The 23012-nt window shown below is 46.9% G+C and carries 21 protein-coding genes; 14 read left to right on the plus strand and 7 right to left on the minus strand.

Annotation, left to right across the window (positions count from 1 at the left end; genetic code table 11):
- Positions 1-15: 15 nt before the first annotated feature.
- Entirely contained in the window at positions 16-390 is a 375-nt protein-coding gene (locus JKY90_05400; protein MBL4851701.1) for an Arc family DNA-binding protein, read from the minus strand.
- Positions 391-630: 240 nt separating this feature from the next.
- Here JKY90_05400 and JKY90_05405 point away from each other — a divergent pair, with 240 nt between their 5' ends.
- On the plus strand, positions 631-846 hold the full coding sequence (locus tag JKY90_05405; protein MBL4851702.1) for a hypothetical protein: 216 nt from the start codon (positions 631-633) through the stop codon (positions 844-846).
- Positions 847-873: 27 nt separating this feature from the next.
- Here the strand turns inward: JKY90_05405 and JKY90_05410 are convergent, their stop codons facing one another.
- Positions 874-1800 (minus strand): Dyp-type peroxidase, encoded by a 927-nt coding sequence (locus JKY90_05410; protein MBL4851703.1) that lies wholly within the window; start codon positions 1798-1800, stop codon positions 874-876.
- Between the two features lie 154 nt (positions 1801-1954).
- Here JKY90_05410 and JKY90_05415 point away from each other — a divergent pair, with 154 nt between their 5' ends.
- The 12 genes from JKY90_05415 (at position 1955) to JKY90_05470 (ending at position 15015) form a co-directional block, all read left to right on the plus strand.
- Positions 1955-3046, plus strand: coding sequence for a sensor domain-containing diguanylate cyclase (locus JKY90_05415; GenBank protein ID MBL4851704.1), 1092 nt, complete (start codon positions 1955-1957; stop codon positions 3044-3046).
- Between the two features lie 386 nt (positions 3047-3432).
- On the plus strand, positions 3433-3861 hold the full coding sequence (locus JKY90_05420) for a GFA family protein (GenBank protein MBL4851705.1): 429 nt from the start codon (positions 3433-3435) through the stop codon (positions 3859-3861).
- Positions 3862-3944: 83 nt separating this feature from the next.
- Positions 3945-4961 carry a serine/threonine protein kinase gene (locus JKY90_05425; GenBank protein MBL4851706.1) on the plus strand — a complete coding sequence of 339 codons (1017 nt, stop codon included), beginning with the start codon at positions 3945-3947 and terminating at the stop codon, positions 4959-4961.
- Between the two features lie 223 nt (positions 4962-5184).
- Positions 5185-5661 carry an ATP-dependent zinc protease gene (locus tag JKY90_05430; GenBank protein ID MBL4851707.1) on the plus strand — a complete coding sequence of 159 codons (477 nt, stop codon included), beginning with the start codon at positions 5185-5187 and terminating at the stop codon, positions 5659-5661.
- Between the two features lie 36 nt (positions 5662-5697).
- Positions 5698-7233, plus strand: a complete 1536-nt coding sequence (locus JKY90_05435; GenBank protein ID MBL4851708.1) for an inactive transglutaminase family protein — start codon at positions 5698-5700, stop codon at positions 7231-7233.
- A complete protein-coding gene (locus tag JKY90_05440; GenBank protein ID MBL4851709.1) occupies positions 7230-8168 on the plus strand; it encodes an alpha-L-glutamate ligase-like protein in 939 nt (312 codons plus the stop codon). The genes JKY90_05435 and JKY90_05440 overlap by 4 nt, the downstream gene beginning before the upstream one ends.
- 311 nt (positions 8169-8479) lie before the next feature.
- Positions 8480-9829, plus strand: a complete 1350-nt coding sequence (locus tag JKY90_05445) for a succinylglutamate desuccinylase/aspartoacylase family protein (protein ID MBL4851710.1) — start codon at positions 8480-8482, stop codon at positions 9827-9829.
- Between the two features lie 173 nt (positions 9830-10002).
- Positions 10003-10605, plus strand: a complete 603-nt coding sequence (locus tag JKY90_05450) for an RNA polymerase sigma factor (protein ID MBL4851711.1) — start codon at positions 10003-10005, stop codon at positions 10603-10605.
- 11 nt (positions 10606-10616) lie between these two features.
- On the plus strand, positions 10617-11210 hold the full coding sequence (locus JKY90_05455; GenBank protein ID MBL4851712.1) for a hypothetical protein: 594 nt from the start codon (positions 10617-10619) through the stop codon (positions 11208-11210).
- 5 nt (positions 11211-11215) lie between these two features.
- Positions 11216-12394 carry a S8 family serine peptidase gene (locus JKY90_05460; GenBank protein ID MBL4851713.1) on the plus strand — a complete coding sequence of 393 codons (1179 nt, stop codon included), beginning with the start codon at positions 11216-11218 and terminating at the stop codon, positions 12392-12394.
- 160 nt (positions 12395-12554) lie between these two features.
- On the plus strand, positions 12555-13235 hold the full coding sequence (locus tag JKY90_05465; protein MBL4851714.1) for a hypothetical protein: 681 nt from the start codon (positions 12555-12557) through the stop codon (positions 13233-13235).
- 142 nt (positions 13236-13377) lie between these two features.
- Entirely contained in the window at positions 13378-15015 is a 1638-nt protein-coding gene (locus JKY90_05470; protein MBL4851715.1) for a hypothetical protein, read from the plus strand.
- Between the two features lie 204 nt (positions 15016-15219).
- Here the strand turns inward: JKY90_05470 and JKY90_05475 are convergent, their stop codons facing one another.
- Both JKY90_05475 and JKY90_05480 read right to left on the minus strand, forming a co-directional pair.
- The gene (locus JKY90_05475) at positions 15220-15936 is read right to left on the minus strand and encodes an NrdJb (GenBank protein ID MBL4851716.1); all 717 of its coding nucleotides are present in this window, start codon (positions 15934-15936) and stop codon (positions 15220-15222) included.
- Positions 15937-15963: 27 nt separating this feature from the next.
- Entirely contained in the window at positions 15964-19191 is a 3228-nt protein-coding gene (locus JKY90_05480; GenBank protein MBL4851717.1) for a ribonucleoside-diphosphate reductase, read from the minus strand.
- Positions 19192-19621: 430 nt separating this feature from the next.
- Between JKY90_05480 and JKY90_05485 the strand changes: the two genes are divergently transcribed.
- Entirely contained in the window at positions 19622-19897 is a 276-nt protein-coding gene (locus tag JKY90_05485; GenBank protein MBL4851718.1) for a hypothetical protein, read from the plus strand.
- Positions 19898-19978: 81 nt separating this feature from the next.
- Here the strand turns inward: JKY90_05485 and sat are convergent, their stop codons facing one another.
- From sat to JKY90_05500, 3 genes are all read right to left on the minus strand, one after another.
- On the minus strand, positions 19979-21193 hold the full coding sequence (gene sat / locus JKY90_05490; protein ID MBL4851719.1) for a sulfate adenylyltransferase: 1215 nt from the start codon (positions 21191-21193) through the stop codon (positions 19979-19981).
- 96 nt (positions 21194-21289) lie between these two features.
- Positions 21290-22084 (minus strand): sulfite exporter TauE/SafE family protein, encoded by a 795-nt coding sequence (locus JKY90_05495; GenBank protein MBL4851720.1) that lies wholly within the window; start codon positions 22082-22084, stop codon positions 21290-21292.
- A gap of 407 nt (positions 22085-22491) precedes the next feature.
- Positions 22492-23012 (minus strand): VCBS repeat-containing protein (locus JKY90_05500; protein ID MBL4851721.1); only part of this gene is annotated, 521 nt, incomplete at its 5' end.

Below are 23012 nucleotides of genomic sequence, written 5' to 3' on the forward strand. Positions count from 1 at the left end.
TGCACTAGCTAACGTTTAGCTGATCAAGGCCATGATGGCGCGGCGCTTATTTTCAGGTAATTGTCGAAAAATAGCGACAAGTTGTTGTTCGTGGTTATCAAGTTCATTAATATAAGTTTTAGTAGGCTCTTGCACTCCGAGAGCCTGCCCCCCGTGTCCAGCACGGGGCAGGCTCCGAGAAAGCGTGGGGGTGCCTGGTAGCGAATCGGAGCTGTCCAGTAATATACGGTCGCCTAACAGTGTTTTTTCTAGCCGCATAATAATCTCCGCCGTCATACTACGGTGATTATTGGATGCAATTTCACGAATCTCTTCGCGCATTCCTTGCGGAAACCTCAGCACAAATTTAGGTGCCAACTCTGACGGGTAACGCTTGTGTCCTTCACTCATAAGCGAAGCATAGAGCTTAACAGTACCTGTTTTCTATAGTGTCAACTTGACATCATTCGTTTGTTTTGTTAAAGTGCTTGATAGCTATATCATTGATTTCTATGAGAATTTTCTTTATTCGCATAGTTGGGATTTTATTACATTAATGATCAGCTGCAATTAAATTATTATACAAAAATAATTTAGCGTAATTATTGCAGGTGATTGGATATGTGTTTGTTTTTCCTAAGGAAGAAATGAGTGACTATGGAAATCTTCTCACTGTATCCCCGTCCTGGGCAAAGCCTGTTCATTGATCTTAAGCAAAAAAATACGGAAAAGAAGGCATCAGATTTATTTTCTGGTGGCCCTGTAGAGGTACTTTTTTGCCGTGCCAGCGATGGTAAAATTGCACTGAGTATTAAGGTGCCAAGTGAGCTGGATATTTTTTTGTGCGATGCCATCGAGGATGTGTGAAGCTTTCTGGTATCGTTTTATCCCCAGCTATTTACCCCAACTATTTAACAGGGTTTGTGATGGCGCAAAAAAATAGCTACCACTAGGCGCATGTGAAAAATCCATCAGATGATCGTGCAGGCCATCACCACTTTCCCCATACATGTGCGCTAGCATTTTCTCATAAATATCTAAGCGTCGACTATAAGACAGAAAAAACAGGCCTTTATCGCCTGATGCAGTGCCATAGGGCATGCTGTGTCTGAGAATCTCGAGTTCTTCACCCTTTTCCTCAATCACCACGCGGCTAATGTGCGCCGTGTCAGGCAGACTGTTTTCATTTAGCTCGACGCTATCAACCTTGGTGCGACCAATAATGTTTTCTTGTGCCGACACATCCAGCTTCTGCCATCTATCAAGATCGTGAATAAAGCGCATCGCTAGCACATAGCTGCCCCCGGCAGAGGCAATATCTTCTGAGCCAATTAGGGCGACGTCACAACGTTCTTGTTCTTCTTCTGGGTTTTCAGTGCCATCAATAAAGCCAGTAAGGTCTCTATTATCAAGAAATAAAAACCCCTGCGTCTCATTGATAACACTGACACTATCGGACAGTGCTGCCAAGAGGTTTTGGCAAAGCAAAAAATTAATATCAACGGCGTTTGAATGACAATGAAAGAATAGATCTACTTCGCCGGCTGTTGCAGAGACTGCTCCCTGACCAATAGTTTTAAATGGTTTGAGTTGCTGTGGCATTGTCTGCGCTAATTTTTGCCAAATATTTGAGCCAAAGGCAATGCTCGCGACCAGGTTACTGTCGTTGTATTCGGCGCGAATATCTGCTGTCATTGAAGCTAGGCGATGGCCGACAGCACGTACAGTTGTGATGGGGTTCACAGTTCCGTTTAATCGTAGCGATATAAAGCTACCGTAACGACCACTATGTGGAATAATAGCTGATTGCGGCTGTGACATTTTAACTCCGTTGAGGGTGTTTGACTCCGTTGAGGGTGCGTTCATTTGCGTTAGTGTAACGTCTAAGCAATAGACAGTGTAAGGGATTGTTCATGCAGCAAGCACGCGCCAAATTTTTCGTTTATCGCTTGGCTCAGCGCTAGTGGGAGCTTGGGTGACGCGGCATAGTGGCACACGCCCATCTTCGCCAGAGCAACTGCGCACACGGCTTGATAGCTTGCTGGCAGAGGCACGCAAAAACGAATACAAAATGCGTCGTTTCCAGGCTTTGCAGCTTAAGCTGTTTGGTTTGAACTCCTTACACGAATTGTTGCACGCTTTACTATGCCCAGATCGTTCTCAGTTTGATTGGGACATTGTTACCATCGTGCTGGTCGATACCGAATACGAGCTCAGGCGTGTGTTGGAAGGTAACGACGATATATTGCAGTATCCAAACCTAAACTTCGTTGATAACGATGAGGGTCTACAGTCACTTTTCCCACCTTTAGCACTTACCCCTATTATTGGCACGTTTAAACCCAATGCCTATCAAACCCTGTTTGTCCACGTGCAAGAAAAGCCAGCCAGCGTCATGTTGTTACCTTTGGTGCGTCATGGAAAACTTATTGGTAGTCTTAATATTGGTAGCGTTGATGTGCAACGTTTTACGCGTGGTTACCGTGCTGATTTTATGAAACATCTGGCGGCAGTGGTGGCGATTTGTATAGAAAATGCGATGAATATGGAGCGCATAAAGTTGCTGGGTTTAACGGATACCTTGACCGGCGCCAATAACCGTCGCTACTTTGATCAGCGCTTAGAAGAAGAGATTGGGATATCGCGGCGCAACCATCAACCGTTGGCATGTTTGTTGCTGGATATTGACCATTTTAAACATATCAATGACAGCTATGGTCATCAAACAGGGGACTTGGTATTAAAGCAAGTGACACAGTTGGTTCGTACGGAGTTGCGTAGTAGTGATGTGTTGGCGCGTTATGGTGGTGAAGAGTTTGTGGTGTTGTTAACGTGTACTGATATAAGCGTAGCAATAGACGCGGCTGAACGAATAAGACACAGCGTTGCCAGACAAACATTTACGAGCATCGACGGACAGGTGTTTCAACTCACTCTCTCAGTAGGTGTTGCAACAACCAGTTATTTGCCAGACTGCGTTCTGAGCGGTGAAAGCCTTGTCTCCTACGCAGATAAGGCACTCTACTCAGCCAAAGAGAAGGGTCGAAATCGCGTTATATCGGCTTAGGGTCTGTCAGATCTGGTTGCCATAACTTACGAAAAAAAAGATCGCAATAATCATTAGTATCGCCAGGCTGTCAAAGACAGCATAACTCAATATATGCATCCTCATTGATAATGGGTTATTTTTCTGACGATGCCAATAGTCAAGGCTAGCTATTGCCAGCTTAAGCGCGTTTTACCACAAATTGTGGCAACTGCACTGCGATAGTGGATGATTTTAACCAAATCATAATTACCCATACGATAAAAGCAGCTTTTACAAGGTGGCACTGACAAGGCAGTAGACCCTAAACTATCAGCGTATGGTAAAAGTGGTTGCTGGCGTTTACTATGCTACGCTGTTCCATATGGCTTCTTATGCTGAGATCAAGGTAAACAGGAGCACTGAAAATGGCTACGAAACAAAGTATCGACGGGCAGTGTTTATGCGGAGCTGTCACCGTTAAGGTGGCATCAGCAGAGACAAAATTAGGTGCCTGTCATTGTAATATGTGCCGACGCTGGGCTGGTGGCCTTCTCTTGGCGATAGATTGTGGTACACAGGTCAGCTTTAATGGTGAAGATAATATCTCTGTTTATGATTCATCTGAATGGGCCGAGCGTGGTTTTTGCAAGCAGTGTGGCAGCAACCTCTTTTATCGTTTAAAAGACAATCAACAATATATGATGCCTCCTGGTTTGTTTGATGGGTTTGATAGCCTGACGTTTGATCATCAAATCTTTATTGAAGAAAAGCCAGATTATTACGACTTTGCTAACGATACGCATAATATGACGGGCGCAGAAGTCTTCGCAGCGTTTAGTCAAAAAGAAGATTGATCTAGCCATCAGTTATTGTAATGGACTGATTTTAAGCAGTCGCTTTTCTGGTTCATCGCCCAAGTGTCGGCTATGATGCTGCGATGCCTGACCTGATACCTAATACGAACTCGCCTTATCAACACCTGACGCCTGATGTGATTTTAAACTCGGTTGAATCACTGGGCTATGTTTGTGATGGTCACTTGCACGCATTAAACAGCTACGAAAATCGTGTCTACCAGATTGGTATCGAAGGCAGTGCGCCATTGATCGCTAAATTTTACCGACCTGGGCGTTGGTCACAAGACGCTATTTTAGAAGAACATCAATTTGCCCTTGAGCTCACCGAGCATGAAATACCCGTGGTGGCGCCGTTATTACATGACAATGGTGAGAGTCTGCATCAGACGCTAACGCATCAAAACCAGAGCTACCAATTTGCCCTTTATCCGCGGTGCGGTGGTCGTTGGCCAGATTTAGATAGCAAACAAGACCGCGAGCAAATGGGGCGCCTGCTAGGCCGGCTGCATGCGGTGGGCGCCACACAGCAATTCCAATATCGCCAGCATATCGATATTGAGACTTTAGGTCGCAAGCCGCGCGAATTTATTTTGCGTGAAAATTTGCTGCCCGATTATTTAGTTGAGGCCTATGACACCTTGACCCGAGATTTACTCGTACAAATTGAAATGCGTTTTGATTCACTTGATTATTTACAGCGCATACGCCTGCATGGGGACTGTCATCCCGGCAATATATTATGGACTGACAGCGGGGCTCATTTCGTTGATTTGGATGACAGCGCCAGTGGGCCACCAATACAAGACTTGTGGATGTTACTATCTGGTGACGCAGATGAAACAGCACGCCAACTGGAAGAGTTTTTGACGGGCTATGAAACTTTTTTCAGTTTTGACCACAGCAGCGTGATGTTGATAGAACCCCTGCGCACCCTACGTATCATGCATTATGCAGCCTGGTTGGCTAAGCGTTGGCAGGATCCTGCTTTCCCCATTGCTTTCCCCTGGTTTGGTGGTCCGCGCTATTGGGAGGAACATATACTGAGTTTGCGAGAACAAGTTGCAGCGATGAATGAATCAGAGGTCTTTTTAAGCTGATATTTGGTGCTTATTCAGCCAGTATGGTCTAACCTAAATATATCTTGAAGGGCTTGAATCCCTTCGGTAGAGCTGGGTGTCTCCCCAGCTTCAACGAGAACAACGCCGCCATTGCAGTTTTATATAGAGCTTCCCTAGCTTAGTACTCACATTTACGGAGTTTAACGTTTTGCATTATCAACGATTATTTAAGGCAGCGCGCATCGTGTTATATACACTATGCGTGTTCACACTATCTTTTTATGGTTATGCCAGCAGTGATAACCCGGGTAAGGTCATCGCTGGCTGGGTCGAAAAGATCAGCTTAAAAGATCAGTCCTATGTGCTTAAGGCCAAACTCGATAGTGGCGCCGAAACCTCATCCATTCATGCCGAAGATATCGAGCTATTCAAGCACGAGGGTAAGCGTTGGGTTCGGTTTAAACTGCTGCTGGAGGACACAGATGGTAAAGCCATGACGCTTGCGTTGGAGAAAAAGCGCGCGCGTCGTGTCAAGATTAAACAACACAATGGTGTGCACGATAGTCGCCCAGTAGTTGAGCTCGATATTTGCTTCGATGGTCGCCCTTACGCAGTTGAATTTACACTCGCTGATCGCTCCGAATTTATTTACCCTGTGCTGCTCGGCAGGCGTTTTCTAGCGGGTGTTGCCGTTGTTGACCCAGAGGCGACGTTTTTGACTCAAGCTCGCTGCCAATAAGCGCTCTTGATAGTTACGCTGGAGTGAGAAAGCGCTATGGGTAATATCACTGTAAAAATATGGGCCGTGTTGTTGGCTGGCCTGGGTTTGGTCATTTTTGCACATAAGCTATTCGATATCGGCTTGCCGCTGAGTCCCGATCAAGATACCGAGGTTTGGACAGTGCAGGCGCGTATCGCATTTGATGGCGGCGGCGGCCCAGCCAAGCTGGGGTTTCATATCCCCGCCACCACGCCGGGACTATCCAAAATCGACGAAGATTTTATCTCCAGTCGTTTTGGTCTTGCGGTGGATAAAGAGGGCGATAACCGCAAAGTAGAGTGGGCTGTACGCAGAGCGCAAGGCCAACAGACGTTATATTATCGTATCTCGGTGACTAAAACTGACACACAGGTAGGCTGGCCATCAACGCCACGTTTTCCAAATGTGCCTGACTATGAAGAACCCTATGCCTCTGCTATCAAAGCGACTATTGAAGATGTGCGTAGCGAATCAGCGGATGTGCAAAGCTATGTGCGCGAATTACTGGAACAGCTCAATTCAGTACAGCCCAATGAAAATATTGAACTGATTCGCGGTCGCGCTCAAAATCAAACGCAGTGGCTTGGGGAAATTATTAATATCCTCAAAGGCGTACGCATTCCGGCACGTGTTCTCTGGGGGATAGTACTATCAGATGCGGCCAATAACGCCAATTTACAAGCCTTATTGCAAGTGCATAATGGCAAGCGTTGGCTGACCTTCGACCCTATTAATGGAAGAGTCGGCGTTCCTGAGAATTTTCTTTCCTGGCGTGTAGGCAACGAACCTTTATTTGTTGTCGAAGGTGGCGGCCCTGTCGATGTCGTTTTCTCGGTGTCTAAAAACTATCGTGAATTAATTGATATTGCACGTAAAAACGCAGAGTCCAGTAATTCGCTGTTAGCAGGTTTTTCATTATTGTCATTGCCACTGCAAAGCCAAAATGTCTATCGTTTGCTGATTATGGTACCTATTGGTGCATTAATTGTTGTGTTTTTCCGTACTTTTATCGGTATTAAGACCTTTGGTACCTTCATGCCTATTTTAATTGCGCTGGCCTTTCGCGAGACCCAATTACTCTGGGGTATTGTTTTATTTGTCATGATTGTGTCATTGGGTCTCATGCTACGTTTTTATCTTGAGCGAATGCGGCTATTGCTGGTGCCACGCCTGACATCAATATTGGTGATTGTCGTTATATTGATGGTCATTATTAGCATTATCACCAACGAACTGGGCGTCGATCGCGCGCTATCTGTTGCATTATTTCCTGTCGTCATTTTGGCCATGACCATCGAGCGCATGTCAATTACCTGGGAAGAAAATGGCGCAAGAGAAGCCATGATGCAAGGGCTGGGTAGTCTGATTGTTGCCTGTGTTGGTTTCCTTGTGATGAACAACGAAAGTTTGATGTATTTAATGTTTGTTTTTCCAGAACTGCTTTTTATTGTGCTGGCCTTGAGTTTATTAATGGGTCGTTACACTGGTTACCGTTTATTTGAATTGCATCGATTCCGCGCCATGGTCACCGACAAAGATAAGACATCGTGAAATGGTTTGCGACTCCGGGCCAGTTACGTGGCCAAGGCGTGATGGGGATGAACCAGCGTAATAGCGATTACATTATGCGTTATAACCCGCGCCATCTTTACCCGCTTGTTGATGACAAGGTGTATACCAAGCGCTTGGCATTGGCAAAAGGTATAGCTGTACCGCCGCTCTACTCTGTACTTGAAATTCAGCATGAGATTAAAGGTCTTGATGCTATGCTGAAGACGCATCAAGATTTTGTTATGAAGCCCTCACATGGCAGTGGTGGCAACGGCATTCTTGTCGTCGATGGTCGACTTGGTAATCACTATCGCAAAACCAATGGTGATTTGATCAGTTCGGCAGCCATTGGCCACCATGCCTCTAACATACTCAGTGGCATGTACAGCCTGGGTGGTGCTAATGACCAGGTGTTGATTGAATACCGTGTTCAGTTCGACCCGTTTTTTTCACACATCAGTTATCAAGGTGTGCCCGATATTCGAGTCATTGTCTTTCGCGGTGTACCGGTTGCCGCGATGGTGCGGTTGCCGACACGCGCCTCTGACGGTAAGGCAAACCTGCATCAGGGTGCCATGGGTATTGGTATCGACCTTGTAACGGGGATTAGTAAGGGCGGCGTCTGTAACGATAGAGCTGTAAGTTGTCATCCTGATACCGGTTATGACACTACCGGAATAAAAATTCCACATTGGGACACCATCATGAAACTCGCTATTCGCTGTGCTGATACCGTTGGCCTGGGTTATCTCGGTGTTGATATTGTCATGGATCGTGATATGGGACCGTTAATGCTCGAACTCAATGCGCGACCTGGCTTGAATGTACAGATCGCCAATCAAACGGGCCTATTAAACAACCTGGGTAAAATTGAAAGTCTCGACAAGTTACCCGATTGTGTTGATGCGCGCCTTGCCTTAGCTAAAGCAGCCTGAGTAATAACCGCTATAGTGTAGTGTAATGGATAAAGGGTGCCTATCAGCGTAACGAGAAGCCATTAGCTGCAAGGCGCGTTGCGCAGAGAATGGCGCGCCCTTTATAAGCAACGCACCAACAGTAGGCGCTTTAGGCGACGCAGCAGATGATGGCTTCTCATTACGCCCGAAGGGAGACCCACAAATGACTCAATACTACGTTATAGCCTTTATCAAGGGAACAACCCTTCATTGCAGGCTACGCCTTGTCTTGAGTCATTTGTGGGTCTCTGATAGGTGCCCTTTATCCGTTACACCACACTAGGGAATCTCTGATCAATTCATGGAACACAATCTTGCGATCACTTGTTAGCCTGATATTGCTATTTTCTCTTTGTTTTGGCAGCCCTGCGTTAGTCATTGCGGAGGATGTGCTCATCGCAACCAACGATATTAATGATGACAAGGTAGCGCAAGCTGCTGTCGCGCCCTCTGTTGACCTGAAAGACATTGCTCCGCTGCCAGTACCGGTAGAAGTGGCACCACAAGATGCTGGCATCACCGAACAACCAACGCCCATTGAAAGTAAACCAGATGAAGCAAATAAAGATGATGTTGCGCGGCAGGCAGATAGCGAAGATAAATTTATTATCCTCGGTTCTGAAGTCACGCCAGGCATTGCCACACGCTTGGCCTGGTCGCCTAATGTGGGCATCAGTGGACTTAATCTGCCAACACCCGTATTAGTTATTAATGGCAAGCATCGTGGCAAAACACTGTGTTTGACCGCCGCCATTCATGGTGATGAGTTAAACGGTATCGAGATAGTACGCCGTGTAATGTACGACATCGACCCCAAAAAACTCCACGGAAGAATTATTGGTGTACCCATTGTCAATCTGCAAGGCTTTCAGCGCGCCTCGCGCTACTTACCTGATCGTCGCGATCTCAATCGTTTTTTCCCTGGCGATCCTCAAGGCAGCTCAGCTTCACGTATTGCACACTCTTTGTTTACCGAAGTGATTCAACATTGTGATGCGTTGATTGATTTACATACCGGCTCTTTTCGCCGCACAAACCTACCTCAGTTGCGGGCGAATATGTTAAACCCCGATGTGGCCGAATTTAGTGAAGGTTTTGATGATATTGCCGTCGTCCATAGTGAGGGCAGCCCAGGCATGTTACGTGTTGCCTCATTGCAGCAGGGCATTGTTGCCGTCACACTTGAAGTCGGTGAATCATTGCGCTTGCAAGAAAGTGAAGTAAAAGCCGGTGTTAAAAGTATTAACGCCCTGCTTGAGCGTGAAGACATGTATTCACGCTTGTTTACCTGGGGTGAACCAAAGCCGGTTTATTATCAATCACATTGGGTTCGTGCAGCGCAGGGTGGTATTTTATTAAGCCGTATTGAGTTAGGTGATTCCGTTGATAAAGGCGATATTCTTGGTAGCATTATCGATCCTATCACTAACGAAGAGTCCAAGCTTCGTGCGTCGTACGATGGCCGTATTATCGGCATGGCGGTTAATCAAGTCGTTATGCCGGGTTTTGCTGCATACCATATAGGCATTCGCGCCTCGGAAGAGACCGTTGTTGCTGAAGAGGAGATGGCTATACAGGAAAGCGATATTAAGATACAGCAGCGCGACAATACGATTCAGGCGATCGATCCTGAAGAATAGGGTGCGCCAAAGTTGCCTTGAGTGACGCTGGTCTTTTTCGTCCCACCAAGCTTGAACTTAAGCCGACAATCCCCTAGGCTTTAAAGCAGGTTCCCACACACACTGTATATTAGAAATTCTCATTTGAGTTTTCAGTAATATCGTGTTTCCAGCTTATTTGCAGGCTCTGCATAATGACTGTATCGCTGTCAAAACACAGGCAAATCACCCCTTCTTCAGAGGCGCAAGCGCAACGTGATCAAAAAGATCGCGAGCTAATTGAACGCATTGCTTCGGCGCGGGATCATACTGCTATGGAAGCCTTCTATGTGCAGTATCGACCGAGGCTAAGTGGTTTTTTACGGCGCTTAACCTATGATAATAGCCTGATTGAAGAGGCCTATAACGATGTCATGCTTAAGGTGTGGCACAAAGCGCATCAATATCAGGGGCAATCGAAGGTTTCCAGCTGGGTTTTCTCCATCGCCTATCGCACTTGTCTGCGTATGGTGAAAAAACAGCAATCGCGCCAAAGCGTACTGGATACGCTTGGACAAAGTGATCTGCCCAGTAGTGCATCGCTGCATGAGGCAACAGAACAGGCAGACCTTATCGATAGCGCGTTGGCAAGACTGTCAGCAAAACATCGACTGGTTATTGAGCTCAGTTATTTTAGTGGTTACTCCACTGAAGAGGTGGGCCAAATCGTGCAATGCCCGACGAATACGGTAAAAACGCGTTTGCACCATGCGCGAAAAAAGATTCGTACTTTTGTTGAAGAGACAACGAAAAAATAATGAGAGAATGAATGATGAGTCATACTAAACGTACTCACCCGCTGGAAGGCTTGATCGCTGATTACCTCAATGGACACCTGTCCGATGCAGATACTGAAAGGCTGGATTTGGCCATGGCGCAAGACGCGCAACTACGGGAAATGGTCGAATTTGAGCGTAATATTCAGTCGGCCATTACCTCAGAGCAAGCAGTGCCAACGCATGTTTCACAGTTCGCAGAAATCGCGGATAAGCTGGAGGGTTCATCGGCCTCACACGCTTCACGTTGGCTGACGTGGGGATCTTCATTCGCCGTTGTCATGCTGGTTGCGGTTATCGTTGCTTATTTGCCGCAAGCTGAGCCGCCAATTAACCAGTTCGAGATGCTGTCGGATATCCCGCTTACCTATGACAAGCCTATTTTACGCATCATCAATAAAGATAATTTGGACGAATCGGCACTTAACCGCTTGCTTAACGATTACGATTTAAAAATGGTAAAACGCTACCCAGAGGCTAACGCAATGGATGTAATAGCCAACACATCCATGCAACTTGAGCTGGTTGCAAAACAACTGGAGCAAGATAGGCGAGTGAAATTTATACAATTAAAGCAGGCACAATAGCCCCCATGTCACACTTTCGAAATACATACCGAGCACTTATTATGTCAGGCATCTTTGCCCTGATGGTGGGCTGCGCGTCAAGCCCTGATGCCAGCGTTGCAGAGCTGGAAAATGCTGACAAGGTAATGATCGTTGTTATCGACGACCCACGTAGTGAGCGCCGTAAGCGCGGCGTATCCGGCCCTGGCTATTCTGCCCGTCTTGACTACAAAGATGATCCGCTGCTGCACGCAAGAGCGGCAGCCATCGCCGATGACCACGGCCTGTCTATTTTATCGGAGTGGCCTTTAAGAAATTTGAATGTGCATTGCTTTGCCATCGTCCAGCCTGCGGATGAGGTGCTCGATGCACTGCAAAACGATGAGCGCGTACGTTGGGTGCAACCGTTTAACCGTTTTGCAGTGAAGAATAGCAATACCGGCGCTGGAATAAGCGAATTACCTGTTAATCAATTTGGCCATCAATTTAATCAGAAATTTTTTAATGAAATTAGCCAACGTGGCAATAATGTCAACATTGCCGTGATCGATACGTCGGCCGATACCAGCCACCCTGACTTGCTACGTAGCAGAATTACGCAAGCCAATTTCGCCGGTCAGCGCGGACTGCAAAGCAAAGAAGCGCACGGCACGGCAGTAGTCGGACTAATTGCAGCCAAACCTAGCACCTCTAAGGGGATCGCTGGGTTAGCTAATGATGCCAATGTGCATTTACTACGTGGCTGTTGGCAAGACGCAAACAATAGGGGGATATGTAATACGCTGACTCTTGCTTTGGCATTTGATGCGGCAATCGATTTACAGCCTGATATCCTCAATTTAAGCTTGACTGGCCCTCACGACAAAATTTTAGCTAAATTGCTAGCGCTCTTACTAAAGAAAAAGACGTTAGTGGTTGCTGCCTATGACGAAAATCGTTCAGCGAAAGAACGTTTTCCAATGCCACAACCCGGTGTCATTTACGCCTATGGGACTGATGGCGATACTCAGCATCCTGTTGCTGGCAATATATTTTACGCACCACGGCATGCTCTATCACTCACACCTATGGCTGGTTACGAACTTGTCTCTGGCCATTCTATTGCGACACCACATATTTCTGCAATGGCAGCCTGTTTAATCAGTCGTTACCCTAAGGCAACGAGAAAGCAAATCGTGGCCAATCTTCAGCAATGGCTAAGCTAAAACCCATTCGTAATACCTTGTTAATTACTTCACAATTGTTTAACACTTTTAGTCGCAGCAGCACGTTAGCTTCAAACCAAGCTATGATGTAAGCATCTTTAAAAGAACAACAAACTTCTCCGTGTATTACAACTTTAGCCGCCAAGCTGTCCAATCACCCATGCTATGGGCGTGTTTGATTCTGAGCCCTCAGGTAATCGCCTACGACGGAGAAAATGAACTGGGACTTGTTGTACAAGCTGCGTCAGACTGGGTCTACGATGGTACGACTGAAACCCGTGGCGAACCGAGTATAGGCATCAATGGTGAATGGCGCTTGCAATCTTCGGTTTTCCTCGGCTTTGAAGCGCATGAAGCCAGGGTGGTGGTTGAACAACAACGACAGCGTTCAGTTGCACTCTATGCCGGTGTTGATCATCTCCTGAGTAAAGACTGGTACAGCGCCTTATCACTTCAGCACCGAGCGTTTCCAGGCTCGGTCGCTGAATGGGACTTCACTGAAATAGTGCTACAGTTTGCCTACCGTGATAATTGGTCATTCAGTTTTGACTACTCGCCGGATTATTACGAACGAGACACCGAAGCATTTGGCACCGAGCTAAGCTATACAAACAATATCAGCTCGCGCAGTTACTGGTCGATACAAGCAGGTACGCAGCAACTGTCGGAATCTCAATTGGTTGATTATCACTATGCGCGCCTTGGCCTGGGCATATCGACGGCTGCACTTAATTTTGATCTTTCTTATGGCTGGAACAGTGAGGATGGAACCCTCCTGTTTGGCAGCGAACCCATATTATCGCCCGAGCTTGTATTACAACTGAATTACCGCTTGAAATAAGCGTAGTAGCAAAGATCGCAATACCACGGTAGCGCAATATATTACCCACCCCCTTTATTTTTTCGCTAGCTAATGAACCCTTGAGGCCATCAACGTACTCTTACACCCTGCATAATATTGACACAATCAAAAGGAGAGAAGAATGAATTTAAGACAAACAATACGCCTGGCCTTGGCTGTGCCCGCTATGGCAACGCTTGTGGCGTGTGGTGGCAGCGGCGGTAATAACACATTAGTTGCAGATACAGCTTGTCCTGCTGTTGGCAACTTGACAGTCACTGACCTCGGTGTAAGCCAATGCCAGGTCACCGGCACATTGACTGAAGATGCAATAATGAGTTCTGCCGTCACCTGGTTTTTAGAAGGCAAATTACAAATTGGTGATATGTCTTCAGCCGCAATCCTGGATATTGATGCAGGCACGCAAATTCGCGGTGACAATGCCGGTGCAACTGACCATGTATTGGTTTTTCCAGGCTCTGCGTTACAGGCCAATGGTACTAGCGCAGCCCCCGTACAGTTCCTCTCTGACGATGCCAATGTTAGTGGCAGCGGCGAATGGGGTGGCGTATTCCTGCGAGGCTTCAACGGCACGACGCTTACTGCAGCGACACAAGGTGTTAACGATCTTGATTACGTCGTAGTGGCTGAAGCTGGTGCGTCAGTAGACGTCTCTCTCAACGGTGAACCAGCAGTCACTTATCAAGACAATATCGTTGTTAACGGCGTTGATAGCACGACGACGCTAACCTTCGTGCAATCACACAACTCTGCACGCGATGGTTTTCACATCCTAAACGGTGATCCGCGTATGGCGTGGTTATTGGCGACCGGCTCTGGTCGTGATGGTGTTTGGTACCGTGACTTTAGAGGGTTAATTAAAGACTTGATGGTCATTCACTCTTCTGACATAGATGGCAGCACGGGTCGTGCAGGTATCTATGCCAGTGAAAGTATCAGTTTCGATGTTAATGAAGGCTCAAACCCACGTATCGTCAACGCAACATTGGTTGGCCGTGACGATTCGAGTGAAGATGGCAACGGCAATGTTGCTGATAACGAAGTGGGTATTATCTTTGCTGACAATACTGATCAAATCCGCCTAGCTAACGTATTGATTGCAAACTTTCGTAATGGTTGCTATGAGGCTAACGACGGCGCAGATCTAACGGGCATTGACACAACGATTCCAGGTCCAACTTACTTAGATGGTGTTCATTGTACCCATGAAGCTGATGTTAATAGCAATTTTGCTATTGTTCGTGGTAGTGCTATTGCTGGCTTCCCAGTAGGTACCGTTGCAGCAAATAACTCCAATGGTAATGGTTTGGTTTATTACGGTGGTCCAGGTCCTGAAATAATGGGTCCTGGTAATAGTAATACGTTTAATGCCGCAGCAGGTGGCATTAACTTCACTGGTGAAATTCAGGATCGTACTGGTAATTTCACTGCCGGTTGGTATCTGGATAACCTCCGTGGCTTGGGTAATGGTCTCACAGGTAATGCTGCGTTCCTCAATGGCTTCCTTGATGGTAATACCAATAGGGATGGGAATGTGACTGGTGGTGGGATTGGGATTGTAGATGCAGCGGATACTAACTCACCGTTCATCATCTCTGCGGCGATGCCGTTTAACCTGGATGTCGCAGACGATACCTTTGGTTATGACTTGACTCACATCGGTGCTGTTCGTGGCGGTGCTGTCACTAACACCCAGTTCGATGGCTGGACGGTTGCAACCGGTAATGATGACGGTTTTGCAGTACAGTTCGTGCCATGATCTAATTTTCTGGTGCTGAGAAAAAGGCTCCCTTTGGGAGCCTTTTTTTATTGTGTTCAATTAAATGTTAGATCTTTTGTTACACCAATAAAGATAACGCGCCATGAAGGCGAAAAACACTGTTTGAGAATGACTCCACTGCTGTCATTACAGGAATAAGAATGTGTTCAAATGTCTATATTGAATAATATGAATTTCTCCTTACTAGCCACACTTTGAATCCCCACAATTCAAGCAGGTCAAACAGCCATCCATAATAATCATCGCTTGGGTATTACATTTCATGCACAGTTGTGAGCCTTCGGGAAAGTCGCTGGTGTCACTTGTCTCTGGTGTGATGTTTACTTTGGCTTGAGCGGCCTCAAATTGCGCGCGTTTTTCTGTGACCAGCTTTTGTTGGTGTTCATCAAGTTCTTTGCTTTTAAGCATGCCGATACTGATTAAATGTTGTTCGATAACGTTGCCGAGTTCAGCCACCAGTGAGGGGACAAACTTGCCACCTTTTTTAAAATAACCACCACGCGGATCAAACACCGAATGCAGTTCTTCAACCAGGAAGGTGATATCGCCGCCTTTGCGGAATACGGCGGACATAATGCGAGTGAGTGCGACAATCCACTGAAAGTGATCCATATTTTTCGAGTTAATAAATATCTCGAATGGGCGACGTAGTTCATGCTCAGTGCCCTGGTTAAGAATAATGTCATTAACGGTGACATAGAGCGCATGGTCAGATAACGGTGTTTTAATCTTATAGGTAGAGCCAATGAGCACATCCGGCCGTTCAACCTTTTCATGCATGTGAATGACGTTAGATACGGGTTTTTCTTCCGCTGCTGGCGTAGTGGCATCCGCTACGCTGTTGTCTGATTTGTCGGCAACACGGTAGCCGATAATCTTGCTGTCTATTTTTGTCGCCATGATGATCTTCCTAAAAATATATTCGAACTAGAATTTACCGTAGTAGCCTTCTTTCAAGGCATCGTAAAGATTGGCGGCTGAATGTGTTTCGCCATCATAGTCAATCTCTTCATTACCTTTCACGCTGACTTCTGTGCCATCTTCAAGCTTAAAGGTGTAAGTGGTATTTTCCAGATCTTGTTCTTTGACCAGTACACCCTGGAACACTTCGGGATTGAAGCGGAAGGTGGTGCACCCTTTCAGTCCACGTTGATAGGCGTAGATATAAATGTCTTTAAATTCTTCATAAGGAAAGTCGGTGGGTACGTTGGCCGTTTTTGAAATGGATGAATCTATCCAGTATTGCGCGGTAGCTTGCACATCGACATGTTGTTTGGGTTTGATATCATCGGCCGAGATAAAGTAATCAGGCAGTTTTTCATTGGCCTGTTCCGAATAAGGCATTGCCTTGTCATTGACTAATTCACGGTAGGCCAATAGTTCAAAGGAATAGACATCAACTTTTTCTTTACTCTTTTTACCTTCGCGAATAATGTTACGTGAATAGTGATGGGCAAAGCTGGGTTCAATACCGTTACTGGCGTTGTTGGCCAACGACAGAGAGATAGTGCCGGTGGGTGCAATGGAGCTGTGATGAGTAAAGCGTGCGCCCACTTCTGCCAATTGTTCTACCAGTTCGGGCGCAACTTCGGCAATGCGTTGCATATAGCGGCTGTATTTTGCGTGTAGCACTTTACCTTTAATAACATCGCCGACTTGCCAGCCATCTTTAGTCATTTCTGGGCGTTTACGCAGCATAGCTTCGTTGACAACGAAGTCTTTTTGTAAAATAGGTGCCGGGCCTTTTTCGCGTGCGAGTTCTAATGCAGCATGCCATCCGGTGATGGCGAGTTCTTTGGTGATACGTTCGGCAAACTCTAGGGAATCATCGGCACCATATTTCATGCGCAGCATGGTCATGGTTGAGCCAAGACCCAGATAACCCATACCATGGCGACGCTTGCTAATAATTTCGTGACTTTGCTTTTCTAAAGGCAGGCCATTGATTTCAACGACGTTATCGAGCATACGCGTGAAAATAGCTACGACAGCTTTATATTCATCCCAATCAAAATAGGCGTCTTCAGTAAACGCTTTGCGGACAAATTTAGTTAGGTTAATTGAACCGAGCAAGCATGAGCCATAAGGTGGCAAAGGTTGCTCGCCGCAATTGTGTGCATGAATACCATTGGCATCAAATGTATTGATACCTGGAACTTGTATATCGTAAACATCTTCAGTCGCATCAGGGCTTATGGATTTAACGCGAGCAAAAAAATGTTCCTGATTTATCTTACGTTTATAGGCCTTTAAGTTTAACGCTAATTTTGTAGATTTTTCTGTATCGGCAAAGTCAATCAATTGCTTAAAAACCAGCATATTATCGCCTGAAATAACAAGTTCATGCTGTGGTTTTATCTGGTAATCAGCAGTACCCCCTTTGCCATTCGGCAGTTCTTTAATCTGGGTTTTTCTTCGATTACGATAAATGGTTGATACCATACCCAAACGTAAAAGCATACGTTGTACCGCTTTTAGCCGAGGTAAATCAGATTGGGCAAGACGGATACTAACGCCTTTTTGCAGATCGCCCTGAACCGAACCATCTGCATCAAAGAAGCCCTTTAGAAAACCTTGATAAAAGTCGCTGGAGGTGTTTTCCAAACATTTGCTAATACATTTGTCGCCTGGCTTCATACCCAGCTCTTGCGCCAGTTTTTTTAAACCAACCAGTTTTATACGATATTCGTTTCTTCCCTTCACTTCCGACCAGCCATTAAAATCAGATCGCTTTTTGATTTCAGCCACTGCCTCCAAAGCTGTTTGCATAACAGCCTCTACACCCAAATTTATAGACTGGCCATTGACAACTTGTGCTGTTTTCCATACAGAAAGTACTGCAGTGTCTTTATTTAGTGTGCCGTCGCCTATTAGCAAGCCCATTAGATAGCCTTGATTTTTAGTATAACGACCAGGCCAGACAGGGCTATTTCGATGATTATTTAATAAAATCTTATCGCCTGCTGTTAATTTCTCGACTTCGCACCAATCTGTTTCGGTAACATAACGAGTATGCTTGATAATTCTTTTGACACGATGATCAGCTGTCAGGCGAAGACTATAACCTTCTTCAGTTTGTAACCTAACGGTAGCTTTAGTTGCGGTTTTGAAAAAACCTTCGGCACCCGATGAATGAAGCTTTCCATCCACCTGAATTTCTACAGACTGTCCCAGTAACTGACTAACCTGACGTGGGCCTTGTGAAGTTTGCACCCAAGTGTCGCCTGTTACACAAGGATTGGTGGCACGCACGTCTTCGCAAAACCAATTGTTGTTCATGTCATTAACATTGTCGATGAGGATAAAGCCAGGCTCAGCAAAGTCATAGGTCGCTGCCATGATGGCATCCCACAAGCGACGGGCAGGCAGTGTTTTATAGATTTGGCAGGCAACCAGACCTGCCTCGCTACAGGCATAGCTGCTGTGGCTAGGCCACTCGCGCCAGATAATATTGCTATTGTTTTCAAGGTCGATATTGTCAGCGTTGACCTCTTCTCGTGTCAGTGGGAAGGCTAGCTGCCAATCACCCTCTTCGAGCACGGCCTTCATAAAGTCATCGGTGATTAACAGCGACAGGTTGAATTGGCGTAAGCGGCCGTCTTCGCGCTTGGCGCGAATAAAATCCAGCACATCGGGGTGCCCAACATCAAACGTCCCCATTTGGGCGCCCCGTCTGCCGCCAGCGGAGGAGACGGTAAAACACATCTTGTCGTAAATATCCATAAAAGAAAGCGGCCCAGAGGTGTAGGCGCCGGCGCCAGTGACATAAGCTCCTTTGGGCCGCAAGGTGGAAAACTCGTAACCAATACCACAACCGGCCTTTAGCGTCAGGCCAGCTTCGTGAACCATGCTGAGGATGCCATTCATGGAATCTTCGATGGTGCCAGAAACGGTACAGTTAATGGTTGAGGTGGCAGGTTTGTGAGCCAGTGCGCCGGCGTTAGAGAGTATGCGTCCGGCAGGGATAGCACCGTGGTGCAGTGCCCAGAGGAAACTTTCATACCATTCAGCACGTTTTTCTTCGCTGCTTTCGACATCGGCCAAGGCGCGTGCGACACGTTGATAGGTGCCATCTATATCGGCATCGACGTTGTCGCCGTTGCGGGTTTTAAGGCGGTATTTTTTGTCCCAGATGTCCGCTGAGGCAGCCTGCATGGGAATCGTTTTATTCGTTGCAACGACTTTAAGTTGAACCTGCTCGCTCACAAATGCGCCCCTAGTTTTTGTTGTTACAGAAGAATTAAGAAACCACAACATATTGTGGTGAGCTGCTAAGGCTACGCTCGTGTTAAGGTCACGTCAATAGATCAGATAAAATAAATTATACCAATAAAATCAATCACTTACAAAACACTAACAAAATCAATGACTTGCTGTGAGGATATTCTGTGTATAAGCTGTGCACAAGATATAGTAGTGAGGAAAAGTCAAAAAACTGTCGTTTAAATGGGCTGTTTTTATGAAAAATGGCAGTAAAGGCTGCCTTTTTTGGTCAGACGATAGTATTCTAAGCGGCTTTCGTCGCTAGGTAGTATAGTCAGGCGCTTGTTTAAGGTGTTCGATTAGGGAATTGAGGTAAAACCAAATGAAATTTATCAAGATGTTGCCATTGTTGCTCGGTATGCTGTTTGCTGCGGGGTCGTATATGAGCGTTGTGGTCGCTGATACCAGCGTTATAGCTGCGGCTAGTGGTGCTGCTAGTCACGCATCTAAAGATCCTAACAGCTTAATGAAAGATGCGTATTTCTATAAGGAGACGAATGACACGTTCGCACTAAAATTTGTCATCGTTGGGATTTCGATTGCGCTATTATTTACTCTCGTAAGCATTGTTACTGGTGCGGGGAAAAATAAGGGCTAGGCCTGACAGGCTACTTTTGTAGCCTCAATAAAAAAGGTATCTCTGCATTCATCAGGGATACCTTTTTGCTTTATATCTGTATCAGCGCGCTGAATGCCCGCTTAGCGTCACTTCAACCTTATCTTCTTCTTTAATGCTGGCGTAGTACTTACGTAGAATTTTGAGTACTTCGGGGCGGCTAAACTCGGCGGGTACGTCATCATCTTCCGATAGCATTTTACGTAGCTTGCTACCAGACAACAGTAAGCGATCCTCGGCATCATGTGGACAAGTGCGCATTGACGCCATGCCACCACATTTGTAACACCAAAATGTCCAGTCCAGTTTCAACGCTTGCGTTTGTAATGCGCCATCAGGGATTTCATCAAAAATATGGTGAGCGTCAAACGGGCCATAGTAATCACCCACGCCGGCATGGTCGCGACCAACAATCAAATGTGAGCAACCGTAATTTTGGCGAAACAGAGCATGCAACAAAGCTTCACGTGGCCCAGCATAACGCATATCAAGCGGATAACCCGACTGTATGACGGTGTCATCAACAAAGTGATTTTTAATTAATGTGCTGATGGCATTAGAGCGCACATCAGCCGGGATATCACCAGGTTTGAGTTTACCCAACAGTGAATGAATCATGACGCCGTCACAGGTTTCGATAGCGACTTTGACTAAATACTCGTGTGAGCGGTGCATGGGGTTACGGGTTTGAAAGGCTACGACGGTGCTCCAGCCTTTTGCTTCAAACAAGGCGCGCGTTTGCGTTGGCGTCATATAATCACTGAAGGCCGTCGGGAAATTACCTTGCGATAACACCTTAACCGGGCCAGCGAGATTAATGTCGCCTTGTGCCATAACCATCTGCACACCGGGGTGTTCAGTGTCTGTGGTTTTAAATACGGTTTCGCACTCGTGTGCTTTATCAATAGAGTATTTTTCGCTGACGGTCATGGTCGCCATGATGTCCTGGCTTCCACTATCGACTAAAGCGATTTCATCGCCAGTGTTAATGGTGTCAGCCGTGCTTGGGTCAGTAGAAAGTGTAATGGGAATAGGCCAAAACAAACCATTGGCCAGGGTGTAGTTGTCACACACGCCCTGCCAATCTGCCTTATCCATAAACCCATCCAGCGGGGTAAAACCGCCGATACCCAACATGATGAGATCACCCACTTCGCGTGAGCTAATCCGCACCTGTGGCAGTTTGGCGGCGCGGGCTGATTCTGCATTGCATTCTGCACCTTCCAGCAATAAGGGCTTAAGTTGATCCGCGCCGTGAGGTGTGACGAGTGTAGACATGGGGATGGGTAACTCCGAATTAGCAATAGAATTGCCCGGTTGTGGGCACAATAACCCTTATTCTAGCCTAATTCGTCACTATTTTGGTTGAGATAGCTAACCGAAAAGCATTTTTATGCCGATGACGATAAGTAGCAAGGTAAATGCTTTTTTCAATATTACGGGATTGAGTTTGTATGCCAGACGGGCGCCGATAGGGGCAAACACCAGTGTTGCTGCGCTAATTGTTGCGAACGCGGGCCAATAAACATAGCCACTACTCATGGTTGGTAGCCCGACAGCATCGGATCCTGTAATGATAAAACTGATAGTGCCGGTCAAGGCAATAGGGACACCCACGGCTGACGCTGTTGCTACGGCATGGCGCAGGGATTGACCGCGCAAGATGAGGTAGGGACCTGCCAATACGCCACCGCTAATGCCCAGGCATGAGGCGAGGCTGCCGATAAGGGTGCCAACGACAGGCATCTCGATTTTGTGCGGCGTAAAGTCGCCTCTGTGCGGTGATAGCTTAAGTAATAACTTGATAGCTAAAATAACCAGTAGCAGCCCGAACAGTTGTTGCAAGCTATCACTTGATAGGCTGTCGGCGAATAGTGCCCCCACCATTGCGCCAACGATAATGCCCGGCAGTAAACGCCAAATCAGCGGCCAGCGAACTGTCTTATGACGATGATGTGTCCAGGCCGATGCGCTGCTAGTGACAATAATCGTAGCCAAAGACGTGCCGATGGCGATATGGGTGAGATGATCATTGCTAAATTGTAGCGCGGTAAATATTAGTACCAGCCCTGGTACGATAATAATGCCGCCACCAATACCGAACAGGCCAGCACATGTGCCAGCGAAGGCGCCTATCGCTAGATAGCTGACAAGATTGATAATGTCCAAATTGAATATTTCCTTCGTAAGGAGTAGTTAAAGAACCTCTGAACAAGGCATGAAAGGCGCGATAAAGATAGGAAGAGCCATCGACCAGGGTCAATGGTTTGTCGCAAGGCGTACTCATTAAGGGGATGTCGATATCGGTAGCAGGCATAGCGCTATTTTCACCAATTGCGGACGATTGGACAAGAAAAACAGTGTTGCAGCCAAGGGGTATTTGAGTCAGCCGCGCCATCGTAGCTGCCACATCAGGCCATGCATCATTAACAGGCAGAGCCCTCCTGTTTAACGAAAAGGATCGGAAAAAGGGGTCAAAAGGGCTTTTTCTCGCTACGATCACCTAAGTCCGACAGGCTCCTAGCGTCCTTTACCCACCTTGATAAAGGACGCGTCATTGGCTTGATGGTTTAGCGTCAGGGGTTGGTTTGGTTGAGATAGACGCGGTTGGCCTGTCCCAAGTTACCCGCGACCAGGTCGAGGTCGCCGTCATCATCGATATCCGCCAGTGCCACAGAGCGGGTGAAATTGGCGCCCAGCGCCTGCGTGCTGTCAGTAAAGCTGCCGCTGCCGTCGTTGGTATAGACGCGGTTGGCCTGTCCAAAATTCCCCGCCACCAGGTCAAGGTCGCCGTCGCCATCAATATCCGCCAGTGCCACAGAGGTGGTGTCATTGGTGCCCAGCGCCTGCGTGCTGACAGTAAAGGTGCCCATGCCGTCGTTGACATAGGCTCGGTTGGCCTCTCCAAAATTCCCCGCCACCAGGTCAAGGTCGCCGTCACCATCAATATCCGCCAGTGCCACAGATTGGGTGTTATTGGCGCCCAGCGCCTGCGTGCTGACAGTAAAATTGCCGCTGCCGTCGTTGACATAGACGCGGTTGGGCTGTGCATTATTGCCCACGACCAGGTCAAGGTCACCGTCGCCATCAATATCCG

It is taken from the genome of Gammaproteobacteria bacterium (assembly GCA_016765075.1).
GTDB lineage: Bacteria > Pseudomonadota > Gammaproteobacteria.